Origin of the sequence: Cupriavidus pauculus (assembly GCF_022179805.1) — a bacterium.
Classification (GTDB): Bacteria; Pseudomonadota; Gammaproteobacteria; order Burkholderiales; family Burkholderiaceae; genus Cupriavidus; species Cupriavidus pauculus_E.
Map to the genome: position 1 here is coordinate 1 of NZ_BPUO01000011.1, position 25,026 is coordinate 25,026.

19 protein-coding genes and 4 tRNA genes are annotated in these 25,026 nt (G+C 61.7%); 20 read left to right on the forward strand and 3 right to left on the reverse strand.

Annotated features, from left to right (window positions below):
- The first annotated feature begins 343 nt into the window (after positions 1-343).
- The 14 genes from MFF62_RS21365 to MFF62_RS21430 all read left to right on the forward strand — a co-directional run bounded on the left by MFF62_RS21365 (position 344) and on the right by MFF62_RS21430 (position 15,127).
- Positions 344-429 (forward strand) — tRNA-Tyr (locus MFF62_RS21365).
- Between the two features lie 50 nt (positions 430-479).
- Positions 480-553, forward strand: a tRNA-Gly gene (locus MFF62_RS21370).
- A 37-nt stretch (positions 554-590) separates the two neighbouring features.
- Positions 591-665, forward strand: a tRNA-Thr gene (locus tag MFF62_RS21375).
- Between the two features lie 44 nt (positions 666-709).
- Positions 710-1,900, forward strand: a complete 1,191-nt coding sequence (gene tuf, locus MFF62_RS21380; RefSeq protein WP_238265137.1) for an elongation factor Tu — start codon at positions 710-712, stop codon at positions 1,898-1,900.
- An 88-nt stretch (positions 1,901-1,988) separates the two neighbouring features.
- A tRNA-Trp gene (locus tag MFF62_RS21385) sits at positions 1,989-2,064 on the forward strand.
- Between the two features lie 59 nt (positions 2,065-2,123).
- Positions 2,124-2,504, forward strand: a complete 381-nt coding sequence (gene secE, locus MFF62_RS21390; RefSeq protein WP_238265138.1) for a preprotein translocase subunit SecE — start codon at positions 2,124-2,126, stop codon at positions 2,502-2,504.
- 10 nt (positions 2,505-2,514) lie between these two features.
- A complete protein-coding gene (gene nusG, locus MFF62_RS21395; RefSeq protein WP_008649197.1) occupies positions 2,515-3,096 on the forward strand; it encodes a transcription termination/antitermination protein NusG in 582 nt (193 codons plus the stop codon).
- Positions 3,097-3,261: 165 nt separating this feature from the next.
- Positions 3,262-3,693 (forward strand): 50S ribosomal protein L11, encoded by a 432-nt coding sequence (gene rplK, locus MFF62_RS21400; RefSeq protein ID WP_238265139.1) that lies wholly within the window; start codon positions 3,262-3,264, stop codon positions 3,691-3,693.
- Complete coding sequence (rplA, locus tag MFF62_RS21405; RefSeq protein ID WP_019447979.1) at positions 3,694-4,389, forward strand: 50S ribosomal protein L1; 696 nt, start codon at positions 3,694-3,696, stop codon at positions 4,387-4,389.
- 368 nt (positions 4,390-4,757) lie between these two features.
- Positions 4,758-5,279: a 50S ribosomal protein L10 gene (rplJ, locus tag MFF62_RS21410; protein ID WP_238265291.1), complete on the forward strand. Its 522-nt coding sequence runs from the start codon at positions 4,758-4,760 to the stop codon at positions 5,277-5,279.
- A 60-nt stretch (positions 5,280-5,339) separates the two neighbouring features.
- Complete coding sequence (gene rplL, locus MFF62_RS21415; RefSeq protein WP_238265140.1) at positions 5,340-5,714, forward strand: 50S ribosomal protein L7/L12; 375 nt, start codon at positions 5,340-5,342, stop codon at positions 5,712-5,714.
- A 437-nt stretch (positions 5,715-6,151) separates the two neighbouring features.
- Positions 6,152-10,258 (forward strand): DNA-directed RNA polymerase subunit beta, encoded by a 4,107-nt coding sequence (rpoB, locus tag MFF62_RS21420; protein WP_238265141.1) that lies wholly within the window; start codon positions 6,152-6,154, stop codon positions 10,256-10,258.
- A 120-nt stretch (positions 10,259-10,378) separates the two neighbouring features.
- A complete protein-coding gene (gene rpoC / locus MFF62_RS21425; RefSeq protein ID WP_238265142.1) occupies positions 10,379-14,620 on the forward strand; it encodes a DNA-directed RNA polymerase subunit beta' in 4,242 nt (1,413 codons plus the stop codon).
- A gap of 126 nt (positions 14,621-14,746) precedes the next feature.
- Complete coding sequence (locus MFF62_RS21430; protein ID WP_238265143.1) at positions 14,747-15,127, forward strand: hypothetical protein; 381 nt, start codon at positions 14,747-14,749, stop codon at positions 15,125-15,127.
- Between the two features lie 18 nt (positions 15,128-15,145).
- Here the strand turns inward: MFF62_RS21430 and MFF62_RS21435 are convergent, their stop codons facing one another.
- Together MFF62_RS21435 and MFF62_RS21440 are read right to left on the reverse strand one after the other, a co-directional pair.
- Positions 15,146-15,613, reverse strand: a complete 468-nt coding sequence (locus MFF62_RS21435; protein ID WP_238265292.1) for a 3-hydroxyacyl-ACP dehydratase FabZ family protein — start codon at positions 15,611-15,613, stop codon at positions 15,146-15,148.
- Between the two features lie 230 nt (positions 15,614-15,843).
- The gene (locus MFF62_RS21440; protein ID WP_238265144.1) at positions 15,844-16,464 is read right to left on the reverse strand and encodes a GntR family transcriptional regulator; all 621 of its coding nucleotides are present in this window, start codon (positions 16,462-16,464) and stop codon (positions 15,844-15,846) included.
- 203 nt (positions 16,465-16,667) lie between these two features.
- Here MFF62_RS21440 and recQ point away from each other — a divergent pair, with 203 nt between their 5' ends.
- From recQ to rpsJ, 6 genes are all read left to right on the forward strand, one after another.
- On the forward strand, positions 16,668-18,518 hold the full coding sequence (gene recQ, locus MFF62_RS21445) for a DNA helicase RecQ (RefSeq protein WP_238265145.1): 1,851 nt from the start codon (positions 16,668-16,670) through the stop codon (positions 18,516-18,518).
- Positions 18,519-18,856: 338 nt separating this feature from the next.
- The gene (gene rpsL / locus MFF62_RS21450) at positions 18,857-19,234 is read left to right on the forward strand and encodes a 30S ribosomal protein S12 (RefSeq protein WP_008649178.1); all 378 of its coding nucleotides are present in this window, start codon (positions 18,857-18,859) and stop codon (positions 19,232-19,234) included.
- A 206-nt stretch (positions 19,235-19,440) separates the two neighbouring features.
- On the forward strand, positions 19,441-19,911 hold the full coding sequence (rpsG, locus tag MFF62_RS21455) for a 30S ribosomal protein S7 (RefSeq protein ID WP_066734316.1): 471 nt from the start codon (positions 19,441-19,443) through the stop codon (positions 19,909-19,911).
- Positions 19,912-20,029: 118 nt separating this feature from the next.
- The gene (fusA, locus tag MFF62_RS21460; protein WP_238265146.1) at positions 20,030-22,138 is read left to right on the forward strand and encodes an elongation factor G; all 2,109 of its coding nucleotides are present in this window, start codon (positions 20,030-20,032) and stop codon (positions 22,136-22,138) included.
- Positions 22,139-22,216: 78 nt separating this feature from the next.
- On the forward strand, positions 22,217-23,407 hold the full coding sequence (gene tuf, locus MFF62_RS21465) for an elongation factor Tu (protein ID WP_238265137.1): 1,191 nt from the start codon (positions 22,217-22,219) through the stop codon (positions 23,405-23,407).
- Between the two features lie 81 nt (positions 23,408-23,488).
- Positions 23,489-23,797: a 30S ribosomal protein S10 gene (rpsJ, locus tag MFF62_RS21470; RefSeq protein WP_006160488.1), complete on the forward strand. Its 309-nt coding sequence runs from the start codon at positions 23,489-23,491 to the stop codon at positions 23,795-23,797.
- A 98-nt stretch (positions 23,798-23,895) separates the two neighbouring features.
- Here rpsJ and MFF62_RS21475 read toward each other — a convergent pair whose 3' ends face one another.
- A complete protein-coding gene (locus MFF62_RS21475; RefSeq protein ID WP_238265147.1) occupies positions 23,896-24,909 on the reverse strand; it encodes an AraC family transcriptional regulator in 1,014 nt (337 codons plus the stop codon).
- Positions 24,910-25,026: the final 117 nt, after the last annotated feature.

Sequence of the window (25,026 nt, forward strand, 5' to 3'; positions counted from 1 at the left end):
CGTGAAACGACTTTGCGCCGATGATAGTGCGGACTACCCGTGTGAAAGTAGGTCATCGCCAGGCTCTTATACCCAGAACCCCCAAGCCCGAAAGCTTGGGGGTTTTGCTTTTGCGCGAGCGAAACGCGCAAGCTCTCGCCCAAGCCGCTGGAATGCCACCTGGCCCGTTTCTGCGGACCCCTATAGGGTGAGAGCGTCGATTTCAGATCGATGATTCTGGTCCCGGCAAACACGGCCTCAGCGCTGTGATTGCAGGCTTCCAGGGCAAACCGCAAAGCCGCTTACCGACAAGGAAAGCGCTTGACAGCCCCGGTAAGTTGCACCATAATCACAAGTTCTCTGCGGAGAGGTGCCCGAGTGGCTAAAGGGGGCAGACTGTAAATCTGTTGGCTTACGCCTACGCTGGTTCGAATCCAGCCCTCTCCACCAGAATGCAAGACAGCAACCAGGCGAAAGCCTGTGAAGCAGGAAGTAACCGGGCGGGTGTAGCTCAATGGTAGAGCAGAAGCCTTCCAAGCTTACGACGAGGGTTCGATTCCCTTCACCCGCTCCACCGCTTCGGTTGCCGTCGCAATAGTAAGTCAAGTTTCGCCCATGTGGCTCAGTGGTAGAGCACTCCCTTGGTAAGGGAGAGGTCGGCAGTTCGATCCTGCCCATGGGCACCATCTATACCCGCACTGGCAATTGCTACCGAGACAGGAGTCGCGAAATGGCAAAAGAAAAGTTCGAGCGGACCAAGCCGCACGTGAACGTAGGTACGATCGGTCACGTTGACCACGGTAAGACGACGCTGACGGCAGCGATTGCCACGGTGCTGGCCGCGAAGTTCGGTGGTGCAGCCAAGAAGTACGACGAAATCGACGCAGCACCGGAAGAAAAGGCACGCGGTATCACGATCAACACCGCACACGTGGAATACGAGACGGCCAACCGTCACTACGCCCACGTTGACTGCCCGGGCCACGCTGACTATGTGAAGAACATGATCACGGGCGCTGCGCAGATGGACGGCGCAATCCTGGTGTGCTCGGCCGCTGACGGCCCGATGCCGCAGACGCGTGAACACATCCTGCTGGCCCGCCAGGTTGGCGTGCCTTACATCATCGTGTTCCTGAACAAGTGCGACATGGTGGACGACGCCGAGCTGCTCGAGCTGGTGGAAATGGAAGTGCGCGAGCTGCTGAGCAAGTACGACTTCCCGGGCGACGACACCCCGATCGTGAAGGGTTCGGCCAAGCTGGCGCTGGAAGGCGACAAGGGCGAGCTGGGCGAAGTGGCGATCATGGCCCTGGCCGACGCACTGGACACGTACATCCCGACGCCGGAGCGCGCCGTTGACGGTACGTTCCTGATGCCGGTGGAAGACGTGTTCTCGATCTCGGGCCGCGGTACCGTGGTGACCGGTCGTATCGAGCGTGGCGTTGTGAAGGTCGGCGAAGAAATCGAAATCGTGGGTATCCGCCCGACGGTGAAGACGATCTGCACCGGCGTGGAAATGTTCCGCAAGCTGCTGGACCAAGGTCAAGCTGGCGACAACGTGGGTCTGCTGCTGCGCGGCACGAAGCGCGAAGACGTGGAACGTGGTCAAGTCCTGTGCAAGCCGGGCTCGATCAAGCCGCACACGCACTTCACGGGTGAGGTGTACATCCTGTCGAAGGACGAAGGTGGCCGTCACACGCCGTTCTTCAACAACTACCGCCCGCAGTTCTACTTCCGTACGACCGACGTGACTGGCTCGATCGAGCTGCCGAAGGACAAGGAAATGGTCATGCCGGGTGACAACGTGTCGATCACCGTCAAGCTGATCGCCCCGATCGCCATGGAAGAAGGCCTGCGCTTCGCTATCCGCGAAGGTGGCCGTACCGTCGGCGCCGGCGTTGTGGCAAAGATCCTCGACTGATTCGTCAGTTGAACTGGCGAGCGCGACACCAACCGGTCGCGTTCGTTTGCCAGAGGGGTTGGCTTAATGCCGGCCCCGAAGTTGTTTTAGGGGTATAGCTCAACTGGCAGAGCGTCGGTCTCCAAAACCGAAGGTTGGGGGTTCGATTCCCTCTGCCCCTGCCAAATCAATCAGCCGCGTCGCGAGAAAGAATCGTGACGCGGCTTAGTCTCGTTTGCGAAACATGGCTAATCCCAATGTCGAAACCGTAGGCGCCTCGAGCGGCAAGTGGATGCTCGTGGTAGCGGTGCTCCTGGTAGTTGCCGGAGTCATCGGTTTCTACGCGCTGGCTCAGCAGCCGTCGTACGTCCGTGGCGCCGCTCTCTTTGCGGGCCTCGCGGCTGGCGTCGTCGTGGCTCTGGTGTCCGCGCCCGGTAAGGACTTTGTTGGATTTGCTCGTGAGTCGTACCGGGAAGTTCGCAAGGTCGTCTGGCCGACGCGCAAGGAAGCTGGCCAGATGACTGGCCTCGTGTTTGCCTTTGTGGTGATCATGGCGCTGTTCCTGTGGTCGGCCGACAAGCTCATAGAGTGGGTAATCTTCTCGCTCGTCCTGGGCTGGAAATAAGAGGTAGCACATGACGGATAACGCTCAGCAGGAAACCACGGCCGCAGAATCGCCTTCGTCGAAGAAGCGCTGGTACGTGGTGCACGCCTACTCCGGCATGGAAAAGAGCGTGCAGCGTGCGCTGCAGGAGCGCATCGAGCGCGCAGAGATGCAGGACAAGTTTGGCCGCATCCTCGTGCCCTCGGAAGAAGTCGTCGAAATCAAGGGCGGCCACAAGTCGGTGACCGAACGTCGTTTCTTCCCTGGCTACGTGCTGGTGGAAATGGAAATGACCGACGAAACGTGGCACCTGGTGAAGAACACCAGCAAGGTGACCGGTTTCGTGGGTGGTGCACGTAACCGCCCGAGTCCGATTTCGCAGCGCGAAGTCGACAAGATCATGACCCAGATGCAGGAAGGGGTCGAGAAGCCGCGTCCCAAGACGCTGTTCGAAGTGGGCGAAATGGTGCGCGTCAAGGACGGCCCGTTCACCGACTTCAATGGCAACGTCGAAGAAGTGAACTACGAAAAGTCGCGCCTGCGCGTGACGGTCACGATCTTCGGACGTGCGACGCCGGTCGAGCTCGAGTTCGGCCAGGTCGAGAAGGTTTAAGGATTTTTGTTTGTTGGCGCCGGATACGGTGCTGGCAGACGGATAGGGCGGCCGAAAGGCCTGCCCGAAGAGGAGCGTGAGGCTGTGCCCCGGCATGGCGATAGCGCGTTACGACTCAACAGGATCTGAATTTCCGAACAGGAACGGATCCGGATTGGAGTAAAGATGGCCAAGAAGATCATTGGCTTTATCAAGCTGCAGATTCCGGCTGGTAAGGCAAATCCCTCCCCGCCCGTTGGTCCCGCACTGGGTCAGCGTGGTCTGAACATCATGGAGTTCTGCAAGGCGTTCAACGCCCAGACCCAGGGTATGGAACCCGGTCTGCCGGTGCCGGTGGTGATTACCGCCTTCGCCGACAAGAGCTTCACCTTCGTGATGAAGTCGCCGCCCGCGACCGTGCTGATCAAGAAGGCAGCAGGCATCACCAAGGGTTCGCCCAAGCCCCATACCGACAAGGTAGGCAAGATCACCCGCGCCCAGGCTGAAGAAATCGCCAAGGCCAAGAATGCCGACCTGACCGCCGCCGACATGGACGCCGCCGTGCGTACGATCGCTGGTTCGGCGCGTTCGATGGGCATCACCGTGGAGGGTCTGTAAATGGCTAAGGTTTCCAAGCGCGTCGCCGCCAACAAGGCGAAGATCGAGCGTACCAAGTTCTACCCGATCGACGAGGCCCTGGGCCTGGTCAAGAGCTGCGCCTCGGCGAAGTTCGACGAATCGATCGACGTGGCCGTGCAACTGGGCATCGACGCCAAGAAGTCGGACCAGGTTGTGCGTGGTTCCGTGGTGCTGCCGGCTGGTACCGGCAAGTCGGTTCGCGTTGCCGTGTTCGCCCAAGGCGAAAAGGCTGAGGCCGCCAAGGCTGCTGGTGCCGATATCGTCGGTATGGAAGACCTGGCCGAGCAAGTCAAGGCCGGTAACCTGAACTTCGACGTCGTGATCGCTTCGCCGGACACGATGCGTATCGTCGGTACGCTGGGCCAAATCCTCGGCCCGCGCGGCCTGATGCCGAACCCGAAGGTTGGCACCGTGACGCCGGACGTGGCCCAGGCAGTGAAGAACGCCAAGGCTGGTCAGGTGCAGTTCCGTGTCGACAAGGCCGGTATCATCCACGCCACCATCGGCCGCCGTTCGTTCGAAGACGCAGCGCTGAAGAGCAACCTGAGCGCCCTGCTGGACGCACTGGTCAAGGCCAAGCCGGCAACGAGCAAGGGTGTCTACCTGCGCAAGATCGCCGTGTCGTCCACGATGGGCGTTGGCGTTCGCGTCGAACAGACTTCGCTGTCGGCCTAAGCTGACGGCAATCCTCTGACCGGAACCCGATAACGCCGGCTAGGGCAGGAATTGAGGATCGTGGCGATGCCGCGATCGTCGCAAGGCTTTGGGCAGTGGCATCTTCGGCGCGCATGGCGCACGGGAGATGTTGCTGGTTATCAAAGACCGCTGGTGTTCACACCGCCTTCTGGCAGCGTGGACTTAATCGGTCGGCACATGCGGGGCTTGCCCCGATGGCAGCCGGCCCGCCAGCGCAGATGGCGCACCCGAAGGGATTGATGATGCCGGAGCAATCCGGTGGATTCGGGCCAATCGGACGCCGTTCGTTTGGACTGATGTGTCTGCACTGGCCCGCCAGCGCAAGCGCATCGTTTTGGAGCTTAACCGTGCCACTTAATATTGAAGATAAGAAGGCCGTCGTTGCTGAGGTTTCGGCGCAAGTCGCCAAGGCCCAGACCATCGTCGTGGCCGAATATCGCGGCATTGCGGTTGGCGATCTGACCAAGCTGCGTGCCACCGCTCGTCAGCAAGGCGTGTACCTGCGTGTTCTGAAGAACACGCTGGCCCGTCGTGCTGTCGAAGGTACGTCGTTTGCAGGCCTCGCAGAGCAGATGACGGGTCCGCTGATCTACGGTATTTCCGAAGATGCAGTGGCCTCGGCCAAGGTTCTGAACGACTTTGCCAAGACCAACGACAAGCTGGTCCTGCGCGCAGGTTCGTACAACGGCAACGTTCTCGATGCTGGCGCCGTCAAGGCCCTGGCTTCGATCCCGAGCCGCGAAGAACTGATCTCTCAGCTGCTTGGCGTCATGCAGGCACCGGTGTCGGGCTTTGCCCGTCTGCTGGCCGCACTGGCTGCCAAGAACGCCGAAGGCGCCCCCGCGGAAGCGGAAGCCCCGGCTGCCTAAGCTGTCGCATATACAGATCGCATTACCGATCCCGAATCAAATCTAGTAGGAGTAATCCAAATGGCAATCACTAAAGACGACATCCTGGAAGCCGTAGGCGCGATGTCCGTGATGGAACTGAACGACCTGGTCAAGGCGTTCGAAGAGAAGTTTGGCGTGTCGGCTGCTGCCATGGCTGTGGCTGCTGCCCCGGGCGCTGGCGGTGCTGCCGCTGCTGAAGAAAAGACCGAATTCAACGTGATTCTGGCCGAAGTTGGCTCGAACAAGGTTGGCGTGATCAAGGCCGTTCGCGAAATCACCGGTCTGGGCCTGAAGGAAGCCAAGGACCTGGTCGATGGCGCACCGAAGGCCGTGAAGGAAGGCGTGGACAAGGCTGCTGCCGACGACGCCAAGAAGAAGCTGGAAGACGCCGGCGCGAAGGTCGAAGTCAAGTAAGTGGTGCCGCGCGTGCCTCTGTGGCACGCAGCAGGGGCTGGCAAAGGGAAAATCCCGGCGCCAGCCTTTTTGCGCTTGTGAAAGGTGTGTTTTAAGGCGCACCTCGGCGTGGCGCAAACCGGCCCGGACGGGCTAAATGTGATTCAGGATATGCTTGGCATGCGACAATCCATCGCTGCCCCAGCAGAAGCCAAACATCAGTGGCACACTAAGTGGTTGCTGATGTTTGTCTTCTGAACCGACTGCAGAAGACAAGTTTGGTCGGGTGCCCCCCGGACGTGTGCAGGCATTGCGCCGTGCAATGACCACACCGTCCGCAGCGTGCGGGTACCGTCAGCCAGAGGTTGGTAGCGGCCAACCGCCAAATCCCCTCCCAGTCGCTGAACACCTCAGGTGCCGGCCAGGTCCAGCCAGCCCTGCGATGATTCGGAGATCCCATGGCGTACAGCTTCACCGAAAAGAAGCGCATTCGCAAATCGTTTGCGAAGCGTGCGACGGTTCATCAGGTTCCATTCCTGCTTGCCACACAGATTGAATCCTACACCCAGTTCTTGCAAGCGGAAACGCCGACCGCGCGTCGCAAAAGCGAGGGTCTGCAGGCCGCTTTCAACGCGATTTTTCCCATCTCCTCCCATAACGGGCTTGCCCGTATGGAGTTTGTCTCGTATCACCTGTCCAACCCGCCGTTCGACGTCAAGGAATGCCAGCAGCGTGGTCTGACGTTCCATTCGGCGCTGCGTGCCAAGGTTCGCCTGATCATCAACGATCGCGAGAACCCGGGCAAGGTGAAGGAAGTGAAGGAGCAGGAAGTCTACATGGGCGAAATTCCGCTCATGACGTCGACCGGTTCTTTCGTGATTAACGGCACCGAGCGTGTCATCGTTAGCCAGCTGCACCGTTCGCCTGGCGTGTTCTTCGAGCACGACAAGGGCAAGACGCACAGCTCGGGCAAGCTGCTGTTCTCGGCACGTATCATTCCGTACCGTGGCTCGTGGCTCGACTTCGAATTCGACCCGAAGGACATCCTGTACTTCCGTGTGGACCGCCGCCGCAAGATGCCGGTAACGATCCTGCTGAAGTCGATCGGCCTGACGCCGGAACAGATCCTGGCTCATTTCTTCGTCTTCGACAACTTCACGCTGCAAGGTGAAGGCGCGCAACTCGAGTTCGTGCCCGAGCGCCTGCGCGGTGAAGTCGCGCGCTTCGACATCGCCGACAAGAACGGCCGCGTCGTGGTGGAAAAGGACAAGCGGATCAACGCCAAGCACATCCGTGACCTGGACTCCGCGGGCACCAAGCTCATCAGCGTGCCGGAAGACTACCTGCTGGGCCGCGTGCTGGCCAAGAACATCATCGATCCGGATACCGGTGAAGTGATCGCCAACGCCAACGACGAGCTGACCGAAGCGCTGCTGGAAAACCTGCGCGAAGCCGGTGTCAAGCAGATCCAGACGCTGTACACGAACGACCTGGACCAGGGCCCGTACATCTCGCAGACGCTGCGCGTGGACGATACCGCCGACCAGACGGCCGCTCGTATCGCCATCTACCGCATGATGCGTCCGGGCGAGCCGCCCACCGAGGACGCCGTGGAAGCGCTGTTCCAGCGTCTGTTCTACAGCGAAGAGTCGTACGACCTGTCGCGCGTTGGCCGCATGAAGGTCAACAGCCGTCTGTCGCGCCCGAGCGGCGAGGGCAGCATGGTGCTGCAGGACGAAGACATCCTCGAGACCATCAAGATCCTGGTCAACCTGCGTAACGGCAAGGGCGAAGTCGACGACATCGATCACCTGGGCAACCGTCGTGTGCGTTGCGTCGGCGAACTGGCCGAAAACCAGTTCCGCGCCGGCCTGTCGCGCGTGGAACGTGCTGTCAAGGAACGTCTGGGCCAGGCCGAGACCGAGAACCTGATGCCGCACGACCTGATCAACTCGAAGCCGATTTCGTCGGCGATTCGCGAGTTCTTCGGTTCGTCGCAGCTGTCGCAGTTCATGGACCAGACCAACCCGCTGTCGGAAATTACCCACAAGCGCCGTGTCTCGGCACTTGGCCCGGGTGGTCTGACGCGCGAGCGCGCCGGCTTTGAAGTCCGTGACGTGCACCCGACCCACTATGGCCGTGTGTGCCCGATCGAAACGCCGGAAGGCCCGAACATTGGTCTGATCAACTCGCTGGCACTGTACGCTCGCCTGAACGAATACGGCTTCCTGGAAACGCCGTACCGCAAGGTCGAGAACAGCAAGCTGACCGACCAGGTGGACTACCTGTCGGCCATCGAGGAAGGCAAGTACGTGGTGGCGCAGGCCAACGCGACCGTTGACGCCGACGGCACCCTGATCGACGAACTGGTGTCGTCGCGTGAAGGTTCCGAGCGTGAAACGCGTATGGTCACGCCGGACCGCGTGCAGTACATCGACGTGGCGCCGTCGCAGATCGTGTCGGCCGCAGCATCGCTGGTGCCGTTCCTCGAACACGATGACGCGAACCGTGCACTGATGGGCGCGAACATGCAGCGTCAGGCCGTGCCTTGCCTGCGTCCGGACAAGCCGCTCGTCGGTACCGGCGTTGAGCGCACCGTAGCCGTTGACTCGGGTACGGCCGTTCAGGCGATGCGTGGTGGCGTGGTGGACTACGTCGACGCAATGCGTGTGGTGATTCGTGTGAACGACGACGAAGCCGTGGCCGGCGAAGTTGGCGTGGACATCTACAACCTGATCAAGTACACGCGTTCGAACCAGAACACCAACATCAACCAGCGTCCGATGGTGAAGGTTGGCGATATCGTTGCCCGCAACGACGTGATCGCCGACGGCGCCTCGACCGACCTGGGTGAGCTGGCTCTGGGCCAGAACATGCTGGTCGCGTTCATGCCGTGGAACGGCTACAACTTCGAGGATTCGATCCTGATCTCGGAGCGTGTGGTTGCCGAAGACCGCTACACCTCGATCCACATCGAGGAACTGTCGGTCGTGGCCCGCGACACGAAGCTCGGACCTGAAGAAATCACGCGCGACATCTCGAACCTGGCCGAAGCGCAACTGGCGCGTCTGGACGAGTCGGGTATCACGTACATCGGCGCCGAAGTGGAAGCCGGTGACGTGCTGGTGGGCAAGGTCACGCCGAAGGGCGAGACCCAGCTGACGCCGGAAGAGAAGCTGCTGCGCGCGATCTTCGGCGAGAAGGCTTCGGACGTGAAGGACACGTCGCTGCGCGTGCCGTCGGGCATGAGCGGTATCGTGATCGACGTGCAGGTCTTCACCCGTGAAGGCGTGACGCGCGACAAGCGTGCCCAGTCGATCATCGACGACGAACTGAAGCGTTACCGCCTGGACCTGAACGACCAGCTGCGTATCGTGGAAGGCGATGCATTCCAGCGTCTGGAACGCCTGCTGCTCGACAAGACCGTCAACGGCGGTCCGAAGAAGCTGGCCAAGGGCGCCAAGCTGACCCGCGAATACCTGGCCGATCTGGACAAGTATCACTGGTTCGACATTCGTCCGGCCGACGAGGAAGTTGCTGCCCAGCTGGAAGCCGTCAAGGAAGCCATCGAGCAGAAGCGTCACGAGTTCGACCTGGCCTTCGAAGAGAAGCGCAAGAAGCTGACGCAGGGCGACGAACTGCCGCCGGGCGTGATCAAGATGGTAAAGGTGTACCTGGCCGTCAAGCGCCGCCTGCAGCCTGGCGACAAGATGGCAGGTCGTCACGGTAACAAGGGTGTGGTGTCGAAGATCGTTCCGATCGAAGACATGCCGTACATGGCCGACGGTACGCCGGCGGACATCGTGCTGAACCCGCTGGGCGTGCCTTCGCGGATGAACGTGGGTCAGATTCTGGAAACCCACCTTGGCTGGGCCGCGCGCGGTCTGGGCGAGCGCATCGGCAACATGCTCAAGGCCAACGTCCGTGCGACGGAACTCCGTCCGCTGCTCGCGCAGATCTACAACGAGAGCGGCAAGCCGGAAGACCTCGACAGCCTCAGCGACGCCGAAGTGCTGGAACTGGCGAGCAACCTGAAGAAGGGTGTGCCGTTCGCCACGCCGGTGTTCGATGGTGCGCATGAAGACGAAATCCGTCGCATGCTGGACCTGGCCTACCCGGAAGAGATCGCTCGCGAGAAGGGTCTGACGGCATCGAAGCAGCAGGTCACGCTGCACGACGGCCGTACTGGCGAAGCGTTCGAGCGTCCGGTCACGCTGGGTGTGATGCACATGCTGAAGCTGCACCACTTGGTGGACGACAAGATGCACGCACGTTCCACGGGTCCGTACTCGCTGGTGACGCAGCAGCCGCTGGGCGGTAAGGCCCAGTTCGGTGGCCAGCGTTTCGGTGAGATGGAAGTTTGGGCACTGGAAGCCTACGGCGCGTCGTACGTGCTGCAGGAAATGCTGACGGTCAAGTCCGATGACGTGAACGGCCGTACCAAGGTGTACGAAAACATCGTCAAGGGCGAGCACTCGATCGATGCCGGCATGCCGGAATCGTTCAACGTGCTGGTGAAGGAAATCCGCTCGCTGGGTATCGACATCGACCTGGATCGCTACTGATCCCAGGTTTGATGCGGGTGCCGGGCGATAACCCGGTACCCACCAGCGAAGGTTTTCCCACAGGATTGAATGCCGCTGCTCCGGACAAACTCCGGACCGGCGGCGATACAAGGAGTTGCAATGAAAGCATTGCTCGATCTCTTTAAGCAGGTTCAGCAGGAAGAGCAGTTCGACGCGATCAAGATCGGCTTGGCTTCGCCCGAGAAGATTCGTTCGTGGTCGTACGGTGAAGTGAAGAAGCCCGAGACGATCAACTACCGTACGTTCAAGCCCGAACGCGACGGTCTGTTCTGCGCCAAGATCTTTGGCCCGATCAAGGACTACGAGTGCCTGTGCGGCAAGTACAAGCGCCTGAAGCACCGTGGCGTGATCTGCGAGAAGTGCGGCGTGGAAGTGACGCTGGCCAAGGTGCGCCGTGAGCGCATGGGCCACATCGAGCTGGCCGCTCCGACCGCGCACATCTGGTTCCTGAAGTCGCTGCCGTCGCGTCTGGGCATGGTGCTCGACATGACGCTGCGCGACATCGAACGCGTGCTGTACTTCGAAGCATTCGTGGTGCTGGAACCCGGCATGACTCCGCTCAAGAAGAGCCAGATCATGTCGGAAGACGACTACATCGCGAAGTGCGATGAGTACGGCGAAGGCGAATTCGTGGCCATGATGGGTGCCGAGGGCATCCGTGAACTGCTGCGCGGCATCGACATCGAGAAGCAGATCGAACAGATCCGCGCCGAGCTGCAGGCTACCGGTTCGGAAGCCAAGATCAAGAAGTTCGCCAAGCGCCTGAAGGTGCTGGAGGCGTTCCAGCGCTCGGGTATCAAGCCCGAGTGGATGATCCTGGAAGTGCTGCCGGTGCTGCCGCCCGAACTGCGTCCGCTGGTTCCGCTGGACGGCGGCCGTTTCGCCACGTCGGACCTGAACGACCTGTATCGTCGCGTCATCAACCGTAACAACCGTCTGAAGCGCCTGCTGGAGCTGAAGGCCCCTGAAATCATCGTGCGCAACGAAAAGCGCATGCTGCAGGAAGCCGTCGACTCGCTGCTGGACAACGGTCGTCGCGGCAAGGCCATGACGGGCGCCAACAAGCGTCCGCTGAAGTCGCTGGCCGAAATGATCAAGGGTAAGGGCGGTCGTTTCCGTCAGAACCTGCTGGGCAAGCGCGTGGACTACTCGGGCCGTTCGGTCATCGTGGTGGGCCCGACGCTGAAGCTGCATCAGTGCGGCCTGCCCAAGCTGATGGCGCTGGAACTGTTCAAGCCGTTCATCTTCCACAAGCTGGAAACGATGGGCATCGCCACCACGATCAAGGCGGCGAAGAAGGAAGTGGAAAGCCAGACGCCGGTGGTGTGGGACATCCTCGAAGAGGTGATCCGCGAGCATCCGGTAATGCTGAACCGCGCGCCGACGCTGCACCGCCTGGGTATCCAGGCGTTCGAGCCGGTGCTGATCGAAGGCAAGGCCATCCAGCTGCACCCGCTGGTCTGCGCGGCGTTCAACGCCGACTTCGACGGTGACCAGATGGCTGTTCACGTGCCGCTGTCGCTGGAAGCGCAGATGGAAGCGCGTACGCTGATGCTGGCGTCGAACAACGTGCTGTTCCCGGCCAACGGCGATCCGTCGATCGTCCCGTCGCAAGACGTGGTGCTGGGTCTGTACTACACGACCCGCGACAAGATCAACGGTCGCGGCGAAGGCATGACGTTTGCTGACATCAGCGAAGTCATCCGCGCTTACGAGAACAAGGAAGTCGAACTCGCTTCGCGCGTGAACGTGCGGATCACCGAGTACGAACTCGTGAACAAGGATGCCGACGGCGACGCCCGTTTCGCACCCAAGATCACGCTGCAGGCCACCACGGTCGGCCGCGCGATCCTGTCCGAGATCCTGCCGAAGGGCCTGCCGTTCTCGGTGCTGAACAAGCCGCTGAAGAAGAAGGAAATTTCGCGCCTGATCAACACGGCATTCCGCAAGTGCGGTCTGCGCGAAACCGTGATCTTTGCTGACAAGCTGCTGCAGTCGGGCTTCCGCCTGGCAACGCGCGCTGGTATCTCGATCGCCATCGACGACATGCTGGTGCCGCCGCAGAAGGAGAAGATCATCTCCGACGCAGCCGCCAAGGTGAAGGAATACGACAAGCAGTACATGTCGGGTCTGGTGACGGACCAGGAGCGTTACAACAACGTCGTGGACATCTGGGGTGCCGCTGGTGACCAGGTGGGCAAGGCGATGATGGAGCAGCTCCAGCACGAGGACGTGATCGATCGCACTGGTGCTACCGTCAAGCAGGATTCGTTCAACTCGATCTACATGATGGCGGACTCGGGTGCTCGCGGTAGCGCGGCCCAGATTCGTCAGCTTGCAGGTATGCGTGGCCTGATGGCCAAGCCGGATGGCTCGATCATTGAAACGCCGATTACGGCGAACTTCCGTGAAGGCCTGAACGTTCTGCAGTACTTCATCTCCACCCACGGCGCACGTAAGGGCCTGGCAGATACGGCACTGAAGACCGCGAACTCGGGTTACCTGACGCGTCGTCTGGTCGACGTGACGCAGGATCTGGTGGTGGTGGAAGACGATTGCGGCACCAGCAACGGCGTGGCCATGAAGGCCCTGGTCGAGGGCGGTGAAGTGATCGAAGCCCTGCGCGACCGTATCCTGGGTCGTGTGACGGTGGCTGATGTGGTGAATCCTGAAACCCAGGAAACCGCGATCGAAACCGGCACGCTGCTGGACGAAGATCTGGTCGAACTGATCGACAGCATCGGCGTGGACGAAGTGAAGGTCCGCACACCGCTGTCGTGCGACACGCGCTTCGGCCTGTGCGCCAAGTGCTACGGCCGTGACCTCGGCCGCGGCGTGCTGGTGAACTCCGGCGAAGCAGTGGGCGTGATCGCTGCACAGTCGATTGGTGAGCCGGGTACCCAGCTGACCATGCGTACGTTCCACATCGGTGGTGCGGCATCGCGTGCGGCAGTGGCATCTAGCGTGGAAGCCAAGGCCACCGGTACGGTGCGCTTCACGGCGACTATGCGCTACGTGACGAACGCCAAGGGCGAGCTGATCGTGATCTCGCGTTCGGGCGAGGCACTGATCACGGACGACCATGGCCGCGAGCGCGAGCGCCACAAGATCCCGTACGGCGCCACGCTGCTGGTGCAGGACGGCCAGGCCATCAAGGCTGGTACGCAGCTGGCCACGTGGGACGCACTGACTCGTCCGATCGTTTCCGAGTACTCGGGCACGATCCGTTTCGAGAACGTGGAAGAAGGCGTGACCGTTGCCAAGCAGATGGACGAAGTCACGGGCCTGTCGACCCTCGTGGTGATCGACGCCAAGCGCCGTACGGCTGCCACCAAGGGTCTGCGCCCGCAGGTGAAGCTGCTCGACGGCAACAACCAGGAAGTCAAGATTCCGGGCACGGACCACTCCGTGACCATCGGCTTCCAGGTGGGCGCGCTGATTACCGTGAAGGACGGTCAGCAAGTGCACGTGGGTGAAGTGCTGGCACGTATCCCGACCGAATCGCAGAAGACCCGCGACATTACCGGTGGTCTGCCGCGTGTGGCCGAGCTGTTCGAAGCCCGTTCGCCGAAGGACGCCGCCGTGCTGGCGGAAGTCACCGGTACGGTGTCATTCGGCAAGGACACGAAGGGCAAGCAGCGCCTGGTGATCACGGACCTGGACGGCAACGCCCACGAGTTCCTGATCGCGAAGGAAAAGCAGGTGCTGGTGCACGACGGCCAGGTGGTGAACAAGGGCGAAATGATCGTGGAAGGTCCGGCGGACCCGCACGACATCCTGCGCCTGAAGGGCATCGAAGAGCTGGCGCACTACATCGTGGACGAAGTTCAGGACGTGTACCGTCTGCAGGGCGTGAAGATCAACGACAAGCACATCGAAGTGATTGTTCGTCAGATGCTGCGCCGCGTGCAGATCCAGGACGTGGGCGACACCAAGTTCATCCCGGGTGAACAGGTGGAGCGTTCCGACCTGCTCGACGAGAACGATCGCGTGATCGCCGAAGGCAAGCGTCCGGCAGTGCACGAGAACCTGCTGCTGGGTATTACCAAGGCGTCGCTTTCGACCGACAGCTTCATCTCGGCGGCATCGTTCCAGGAAACCACGCGCGTGCTGACCGAAGCCGCGATCATGGGCAAGACCGACGACCTGCGTGGTCTGAAGGAAAACGTGATCGTGGGTCGTCTGATCCCGGCCGGTACCGGCCTGGCCTACCACCGTGCCCGCAAGGCACGCGAGGCAGCCGAGCGCGAACGCGCCCAGGCAATCAGCGAAGAAGAGCAATCGCTCTTCATCGAGCCGCCGGTGGTGCAAGCCACCGAGGGCGACGGCGACGCAGTCTGATCGCTAGCCTCTCAGTAGGTCTGTAGCAAAAAGCCCGGCTCGAAAGAGCCGGGCTTTTTTTATGCGCGTTTTAACCGTGCGAATCTTGCTTCGTGTCAGTAGTCCGGGCGGAGATGGGAGATATGGTTGGTCATCAGAGAGCGATACGCCATGCCATTGCCACTAACTTTCCGGATAGATCGATGCAAACGCATCGTCCAGCATATTGTTGTCGCCAGCGGCGTCCTGCCGCTGCCCGCATATGCGGCAGCCGACGATTTCCGGCTTGATCTGACGCCAAAGCCTTCAACCACCACGGTGGAGGAATATCGCCGTGAGCAATTCGAGCAGCATTACGACTGCCTGGCCGGCCGTGATGACCCGGCGCAGTGCGAGATGCTCGAGCAGCAGGCGCGGCAAAAGCAGATGGACGCGGTGCGCCAAAGCGCCTCACCAGCGCCGATCACTTCGCCGGAACGGCCAGATGAGTTGCGACAACGCGGGATCCCGCTGCCAGGAGGTCGGTGAATGCGCCAGCGAATCAAGCTATTGCGGTGCAATCATGACCACAAGACCGCCTACTTCGATCACGGGCTCGTTATCGATCAGAATGTTTCCGCCGAACACCACCATGTTTGACCGGAGTCGGTCGATGCGTACGTCGAGCGTCAGCACCGCGTCGTAAGGAATGGGGCGATGCAGGGTTACGTCGCGCATGACGCCCACCAACGCGTGCGAGGGGGCGCCATCGGGTTGGCTCAGATAGAACAGCGCGACGCCGGCCTGCCCAAATGATTCAATCGCCAGCGACGCCGGATAGCTATCCGGCGGGCAGCGGCCAAGGATCGGCGATTCCTGATTGACTACCTTCGTGGCGACGATGTGTTCGTTCGGGCGGAAGGCTTGAATCGTGTCCATCAGCAGGAACGGATAGCGGTGCGGCAGCAGTTGCCCGATCTCGCGGTGCGTCAGCGCAGGCGCTTCGGGCAGGGCAGGCGCGGCCGCGATTCGCATCACGTAAGCTATTCAACGCGCCGACGCGCTGTACCAGGCCAACTGCGCGATGTGACATTCGGCCAGTCGGGGCGACTACGTCGGCCCGGCTTTGCACAAGGACAGGCTTGTGCAGAGTGAGGCCGCATTGCGCGGCAATCTGTCTGGCACGCAATAAACGTGGGAGATTGCAGAAGCCGGCATATCCCGGAGACTCCACGACGACGCGGTCGCCATCCTGAATGAGCAGGTCAGCAATCAGATGCAGTGCTTCCTGGACGCCCCCCGACGATCAGTATCTGCTGCGGCTCGACGGCGAGCGCCCGTGTCGCCGCCAGGTAATCGGCGATCTGCATACGCAGGCCCCAGAGTCCTTCCGCCGGCGTGTATTCGCTGAGCGCGTGCCGCATCTGGCGCAGTAGCGGGTTCGAGATGCTGGCCCAGCGTCGAGCGGGAAACGCATCCGGCGCGGGGCGCCCAATCTTGAAGTCGAAACGCACGGGCGAGCGTGGTGGCATGGCGTGGACGCCGGGCGATGAGACGCCAATGCCGGCCCTGGATGGCATGGCCGCCGCACTGACAATTCGGGAGGTCGGTGCAGGCGCGCGCGGGGGAGCATCCGCTACGTAGAATCCGCGCCCCGGCTTGCCGCGCAGCAGGCCGGCGTCGGTCAGGCATTCGTAGGCGCCAACCACCGTGTTGCGCGATACATGCAGCATGGCGACGAGGCAGGCGATGGACGGCAGCCTGTCGCCAGGCTGCAACTGGCCGGAGAGGATCAGTTGCTCCACCTGCCGCATGATCCGCCGCTTGTACGGCTCCGTGCCATCGCGTGCGATCGCGATGGGCAGGGAAAACGAATGGCGCTGCATGGTGTCGTGTGGGGATCGTTTGCGCCATCGTAGGGCGGGCACGTGCCGTGGCGGTTTGCGCTGGCGCAAGGCCGTGGGAGAGTGGGGCAAATTCTCATGCACGGGTTGGCATGCGTGCCACATCGGAGCGTGCACATGGGGCCTGGCTGCCCACGGAGTGGTATGGTTACGCCTTTCCCGGCTTTCCACATCGTTGCTGTCTCATGTCGCGCGCCCTGGCGATCCTCAAAGAAGTCTTCGGCTACCACGCATTTCGTGGCACGCAGGCCGAAATCATCGACCATGTTGCGGACGGTGGCGATTGCCTGGTGCTGATGCCTACGGGTGGCGGCAAGTCGCTCTGCTACCAGATTCCGGCGTTGCTGCGTCAGCAGGCTGGGCTGGGCGTGGGCATTGTGGTGTCACCGCTGATCGCGCTGATGCAGGACCAGGTGGCGGCGCTGACCGAAGCCGGCGTGCGCGCGGCAGTGCTGAATTCGACATTGAGCAGCAGCGAGGCCTCGGCCGTCGAGCGTGACCTGCTGGCGGGCCGGGTCGATGTCCTGTATGTGGCGCCGGAGCGCCTCATGACCCCGCGCTTCCTGGATCTGCTGGACCGCACTCGTGTGGGTTTGTTCGCCATCGACGAAGCGCACTGCGTGTCGCAGTGGGGTCACGATTTCCGTCCCGAGTACATCCAGCTGACAGTGCTGCACGAGCGTTTTCCGAACGTGCCGCGCATCGCGCTGACGGCTACGGCCGACTCGCTCACGCGCAACGAGATCATCGAACGGCTGGCGCTCGACGATGCGCGCGTCTTCATTTCCAGCTTCGATCGACCCAACATCCGCTATCGCATTGTCGAAAAGGACAACGCGCGGCAGCAGTTGCTGGCCTTCATCAAGGCCGAGCACATGAATGGCGATGGCGGCCACGACAGCGGCATCGTGTACTGCCTGTCGCGCAAGAAGGTGGAGGACACCGCCGAGTGGCTGGCAGGCCATGGCATCCAGGCGCTGGCCTACCACGCCGGCATGGATGCACAGGTGCGGCAACGTCACCAGGCGCGGTTCCGGGAAGAAGAGGGCATCGTGATGGTGGCGACGATCGCGTTCGGCATGGGTATCGACAAGCCGGACGTGCGCTTCGTGGCCCACCTGGACCTGCCCAAGAGCATGGAAGGCTACTACCAGGAAACCGGGCGCGCCGGCCGGGACGGCCTGCCGGCCAACGCCTGGATGGCGTACGGGCTGGGCGATGTGGTGCAGCAAAAGCGCATGATCGATGAATCGGAGGCCGACGATGCGCACAAGCGCGTGTCGTCTTCCAAGCTTGATGCGCTGCTGGGCCTGTGCGAGACGGCCGGCTGCCGGCGTGTACGGATCCTGGCCTATTTCGAGGAAGCGGCGGAACCGTGCGGCAATTGCGACACCTGTCTTGAGCCGCCCGCTACCTGGGACGGCACGCGCGAGGCGCAGATGGCACTGTCGTGCGTGTATCGCACCGCGCAGGCCAGTCGCGTGCATTTCGGCGCCACGCACCTGATCGAAGTGCTGCGCGGCAACGCCAACGAGAAAATCCGGCAGTGGGGCCATGACAAAGTGTCGACTTTCGGCATCGGCAAGGACAAGTCCGTGTCCGAGTGGCACGCCATCTTCCGGCAACTGATTGCCCACGGCCTGCTGGTGATCGACCACGGCGGCCACGGCGCGTTGCTGCTTGGCGAACCGGCGCGCAACGTGCTCAAAGGCGGGGAATCGGTAACGCTGCGGCGCCAGGCCAGCAAGCCAGGCAAGTCCGGCGACCGTGGCGGTCGCAGTGGCACGCGCACCGATCACACGGCGACGATGGATGCGGACACGCTGGCCAACTGGGAGGCGCTGCGGAACTGGCGCACGGCAACTGCCAAGGCGCACGGCGTGCCGGCCTACGTCATCTTCCACGACGCCACACTGGCCGAACTGGCCCGCAGCGCGCCGGAGTCGATCGAAGAGCTGGCCGAGGTGCCCGGAATTGGTGCGTCGAAGCTCGAACGCTACGGCGACGAAATCCTGGAAACGCTGCGCGGCGTCTGACCATGCCAGCCGGGATCCGGGGCGCACGGCGGCCATATGGTGGTGACAAGGTATACGTCGCGTATACCCCTTGACCGTTGCCATTACCACTGCTAGAGTGCCAGATTCGAGTTTTTGGCTTCGGATTTCGCTCGCCCGTCGGATTTGTGGCGCTTCAGGTGCTCAACTAGGCAGGACGACAGCGGGATCCAGGCGAGCTCGCGCTCTTTTGGCAAGTCTGTCACTTCACAGCCCTTCCTTCAGAGCGTCCGCTCACCTTTCCCGTCCAAAACCCGTAGTTGCCCCTTGGCCAGCCTCTGGCGAAGGGGTGTTTTTGTAAAACCAAGCTGGATTGAACAATGCCAACTATCAACCAACTGGTTCGCAAGCCGCGCGTCTCTGAAGTCATCAAGAGCAAGAGCCCGGCGCTTGAGAACTGCCCCCAGCGTCGTGGCGTGTGCACCCGCGTGTACACCACTACGCCGAAGAAGCCGAACTCGGCACTGCGTAAGGTCGCCAAGGTGCGCCTGACCAACGGTTTCGAAGTCATTTCGTACATCGGCGGTGAAGGCCACAACCTGCAGGAACACTCGGTCGTGCTGATCCGCGGCGGCCGTGTGAAGGATCTGCCGGGTGTGCGTTACCACATCGTCCGTGGTTCGCTGGACCTGCAAGGCGTGAAGGATCGCCGTCAGGCCCGTTCGAAGTACGGTGCAAAGCGTCCGAAGGCTGCCTAAGCTTCTACGCAAAGCGTTTATCCGACAGCCGTGGCGCGAAGTCATGGAGCTGTCACCAGGCGGCGGTAAAACGGAGCGTTTTTTGTGCGCCGTGCCGTCGAGTAAGTGGTCACCCGGCGAATTTGCCCAGACAGTTGGCAAGCTAGTTGGTGGCCGGAGATGCGGAAATATTGACCCGCCTCTCAACTGAATCTTAAGGAAAGAAGATGCCACGTCGTCGTGAAGTCCCCAAGCGGGACGTTCTGCCTGATCCGAAGTTCGGCAATGTTGAAGTTGCCAAGTTCATGAACGTGCTGATGCTGGACGGCAAGAAGTCGGTTGCCGAACGTATCGTTTATGGCGCGTTTGACCAGATCGAAAAGAAGGCAGGCAAGGCCCCCATCGAAGTGTTCTCCGTTGCCATCAACAACGTGAAGCCGGTGGTGGAAGTGAAGAGCCGTCGCGTGGGCGGCGCCAACTATCAGGTTCCGGTCGAAGTCCGTCCGTCGCGTCGTTTGGCATTGGCGATGCGTTGGCTGCGCGAGGCCGCGAAAAAACGCAGCGAGAAGTCGATGGCGCTGCGCCTGGCAGGTGAGCTGATGGAAGCTGCAGAAGGCCGCGGTGGCGCAATGAAGAAGCGCGACGAAGTGCACCGCATGGCCGAAGCCAACAAGGCGTTCTCGCACTTCCGCTTCTAAAGCGCGCGAAAAACGTTGTTGGTTGCCGGGCGGGTTGTGTTTTCACACATCTCGCCCGTTTGTGTTAAGGGCGCAGACCATGAGATGTCTGCGCCTCACGGACGAATAGAGGATTAAAGTGGCTCGTAAGACTCCTATTGAGCGCTACCGTAACATCGGTATTTCGGCTCACATTGACGCGGGTAAAACCACCACGACCGAGCGGATCCTGTTCTACACCGGTGTGAACCACAAGATCGGTGAAGTGCATGATGGCGCGGCCACCATGGACTGGATGGAGCAGGAGCAGGAGCGCGGCATCACGATCACGTCTGCTGCGACCACCGCCTTCTGGAAGGGCATGGGCGGCAACTACCCCGAGCACCGCTTCAACATCATCGACACCCCGGGACACGTGGACTTCACCATTGAGGTGGAGCGTTCCATGCGCGTGCTGGATGGTGCCTGCATGGTGTACTGCGCAGTGGGTGGCGTGCAGCCGCAGTCGGAAACCGTTTGGCGTCAGGCCAACAAGTACGGCGTGCCGCGTCTGGCGTTCGTCAACAAGATGGACCGTACCGGCGCGAACTTCTTCAAGGTCTACGACCAACTGAAGACCCGCCTGAAGGCCAACCCGGTGCCCGTCGTGGTGCCTATCGGTGCTGAAGACGGCTTCCAGGGCGTTGTTGACCTGCTGGAAATGAAGGCAATCGTCTGGGACGAAGCCAGCCAGGGCGTGAAGTTCGAATACCAGGACATCCCGGCCGAACTGCAAGCCGTTGCTGACGAATGGCGCGAGAAGATGGTTGAGTCCGCCGCCGAAGCCAGCGAAGAGCTGATGGAAAAGTACCTGGGCGGCGAAGAGCTGACCCGCGCCGAGATCGTCAAGGCGCTGCGTGACCGTACCATCGCCTGCGAAATCCAGCCGATGCTGTGCGGCACCGCGTTCAAGAACAAGGGCGTGCAGCGTATGCTCGACGCCGTGATCGACTTCCTGCCGTCGCCTGTGGACATTCCGCCGGTCAAGGGCGTGGACGAAAGCGACGACGAGAAGAAGCTGGAGCGCAAGGCCGACGACAACGAAAAGTTCTCGGCTCTGGCGTTCAAGATCATGACCGACCCGTTCGTTGGCCAGCTGATCTTCTTCCGCGTGTACTCGGGCAAGATCAATTCGGGCGACACCGTGTACAACCCGGTGAAGCAGAAGAAGGAGCGTCTGGGCCGTATTCTGCAGATGCACGCCAACCAGCGCGAAGAAATCAAGGAAGTGCTGGCAGGCGACATCGCCGCCGCTGTGGGCCTGAAGGACGCCACCACGGGCGACACGCTGTGCGATCCGCAATCGCCGATCGTGCTCGAGCGCATGATCTTCCCGGAGCCGGTGATCTCGCAGGCTGTCGAGCCGAAGACCAAGGCCGACCAGGAAAAGATGGGCATCGCCCTGAACCGCCTGGCCGCTGAAGATCCTTCGTTCCGCGTGCGTACCGATGAAGAATCGGGCCAGACCATCATTTCGGGTATGGGCGAGCTCCACCTGGAAATTCTGGTCGACCGCATGAAGCGCGAATTCGGCGTGGAAGCCAACATCGGCGCGCCGCAGGTTGCTTACCGCGAAACGATCCGCAAGAAGGCCGAAGACGTCGAAGGCAAGTTCGTCAAGCAGTCGGGCGGCCGCGGCCAGTACGGTCACGCCGTGATCACGCTGGAACCGCAAGAGCCGGGCAAGGGCTTCGAATTCATCGACGCCATCAAGGGCGGTGTGATTCCTCGCGAATACATCCCTGCAGTGGAAAAGGGTATCGTCGACACGCTGCCGGCCGGTATTCTGGCTGGCTTCCCGGTGGTTGACGTGAAGGTAACGCTGACGTTCGGTTCGTACCACGATGTGGACTCGAACGAAAACGCGTTCCGCATGGCCGGCTCGATGGCTTTCAAGGAAGCCATGCGCAAGGCCAGCCCGGTTCTGCTGGAGCCGATGATGGCCGTGGAAGTGGAAACGCCGGAAGACTACACGGGTACTGTGATGGGCGACCTGTCGTCCCGCCGCGGCATCGTGCAGGGCATGGACGACATGATTGGCGGCGGCAAGATCATCAAGGCCGAAGTCCCGCTGTCGGAAATGTTCGGTTATTCCACCGCACTGCGCTCGGCCACTCAAGGTCGCGCTACGTACACGATGGAATTCAAGCACTACGCCGAAGCACCGAAGAACATCGCCGAAGCCGTCATGACGGCCAAGGGCAAGTAATAAAGATTCACCGCCACGCACGACCTGCGTGGCGGTGTGACGAATTGAATCAGACTGTATTCCATTAGGAGCTGAAACATGGCAAAGGAAAAGTTCGAGCGGACCAAGCCGCACGTGAACGTAGGTACGATCGGTCACGTTGACCACGGTAAGACGACGCTGACGGCAGCGATTGCCACGGTGCTGGCCGCGAAGTTCGGTGGTGCAGCCAAGAAGTACGACGAAATCGACGCAGCACCGGAAGAAAAGGCACGCGGTATCACGATCAACACCGCACACGTGGAATACGAGACGGCCAACCGTCACTACGCCCACGTTGACTGCCCGGGCCACGCTGACTATGTGAAGAACATGATCACGGGCGCTGCGCAGATGGACGGCGCAATCCTGGTGTGCTCGGCCGCTGACGGCCCGATGCCGCAGACGCGTGAACACATCCTGCTGGCCCGCCAGGTTGGCGTGCCTTACATCATCGTGTTCCTGAACAAGTGCGACATGGTGGACGACGCCGAGCTGCTCGAGCTGGTGGAAATGGAAGTGCGCGAGCTGCTGAGCAAGTACGACTTCCCGGGCGACGACACCCCGATCGTGAAGGGTTCGGCCAAGCTGGCGCTGGAAGGCGACAAGGGCGAGCTGGGCGAAGTGGCGATCATGGCCCTGGCCGACGCACTGGACACGTACATCCCGACGCCGGAGCGCGCCGTTGACGGTACGTTCCTGATGCCGGTGGAAGACGTGTTCTCGATCTCGGGCCGCGGTACCGTGGTGACCGGTCGTATCGAGCGTGGCGTTGTGAAGGTCGGCGAAGAAATCGAAATCGTGGGTATCCGCCCGACGGTGAAGACGATCTGCACCGGCGTGGAAATGTTCCGCAAGCTGCTGGACCAAGGTCAAGCTGGCGACAACGTGGGTCTGCTGCTGCGCGGCACGAAGCGCGAAGACGTGGAACGTGGTCAAGTCCTGTGCAAGCCGGGCTCGATCAAGCCGCACACGCACTTCACGGGTGAGGTGTACATCCTGTCGAAGGACGAAGGTGGCCGTCACACGCCGTTCTTCAACAACTACCGCCCGCAGTTCTACTTCCGTACGACCGACGTGACTGGCTCGATCGAGCTGCCGAAGGACAAGGAAATGGTCATGCCGGGTGACAACGTGTCGATCACCGTCAAGCTGATCGCCCCGATCGCCATGGAAGAAGGCCTGCGCTTCGCTATCCGCGAAGGTGGCCGTACCGTCGGCGCCGGCGTTGTGGCAAAGATCCTCGACTAAGCAACCTTTTTCCGGGACGTGCCTTCGGGCATGTTCCCGATAATCCGGGCACATTGCCCATCGCTCTTTTAAGGAACAATCATGCAGAACCAGAAGATCCGTATCCGCCTGAAGGCTTTCGACTATCGCCTGATCGACCAGTCGGCTGCCGAAATCGTGGATACCGCCAAGCGTACCGGCGCGATCGTCAAGGGTCCCGTGCCCCTGCCGACCCGCATCCAGCGCTTTGACATCCTGCGTTCGCCGCACGTCAACAAGACCAGCCGCGATCAGTTCGAGATCCGCACTCACCAGCGCCTGATGGACATCGTCGATCCGACGGACAAGACCGTCGACGCGCTGATGAAGCTCGACCTGCCGGCCGGCGTGGACGTCGAGATCAAGGTGTAAATATGTTTTGGGCTGCTTCGGCAGTCTGATACAGCAAAACGGCGAACCGCTCGGTTCGCCGTTTTTGTTTTGGAGATGGACGCCGCGCTACGCGCCCCTCAGCCGCGCCCCCGCCGCCGCAAGGTTTCGGCCGGGCATTCTCCAAACGCACGTCGATATTCGGCGCTGAATCTTCCGAGGTGCGCGAATCCCCAGCGCAATGCGGCCGCTGTCACCGACGACAGTGTCGCGTCGTTGAGCAGATCGTGCCGCACCCGTTCCAGCCGTACCGTGCGCAGGTAAGCCATCGGGCTCAGGCCGCGATGCTCGCGGAATCCCGCATAAAGGCTGCGCAGGCTGACCCCTGCCATTTCCGCCAACCAGGCCGGTGTCAGCGCCGCGTCGGCGTGTGCGTGGATATATTCCTCGACTACCTTCACGTGCCGCGGAGCCAGCGGCTTGCCATGCCGGCCCAGCGCATCCGACAGGCTGTGGGGCTGCGATGTCAGTAGCGCGCCAATCACGAACTGTTCCAATTGGCAGGCAGTCAGCGGATGGGTGGAGATCGACGGCGCCAGGCGCAGCATGTCGGCCAGATATTGCACGAGTGCCTGCCAGCCGGCCGTGCGCCAGTCCATGCCGAGTTGGAACCGTAGCGGCTGGACTGGCTTGCGCCCCAGGTATGCAGCGCAGACACGTTCCAACGCGCTGCGCTCGATGCGAACGATGAGCTGGTCGTTGTCAGCGCTCCAGCGCATGCGCAACGGCTCGCTCGGTGTCAGCACCGAGGCCAGGTCCGGGTCAGAAACGATGTGCTGGCCGCCGCAATGGATGTCGGCCTCGCCGGCGATCGGCATCTGCACCAGCAGGAAGTCGCCAAGCGGGCCCGGATCGATCGTCACGTCGCCGCCATAGGCTAGCCGGTTGAAGGAGACGGCCTCCAACGGTGCGTGATGCATGCGTGCATGCAATGCGTTGCCGTGCAACGTCAGCCGATGGGGTTTGAAAACGGCGCCGACGTGCGCTCGCGTGGTGTCGAGGTCGTCCGAATCGAACACCAGCCTTGCGGCGTCGTGAAGCAGGGCACCCGCCAACGGCGCGGTGGCCGGGGCGGTGGGGGGCAACTGCGGCATGTCTCGCTCCTGGCGGGCCGGCCCCGGTGCTGCCGCTTTGGTCCGGATCGACATACCGGCAGAGCGTGCGCGCCGCTTGATTCCGGCGGCGATTCGGCCGGCCGGCGTGGCGTGCGG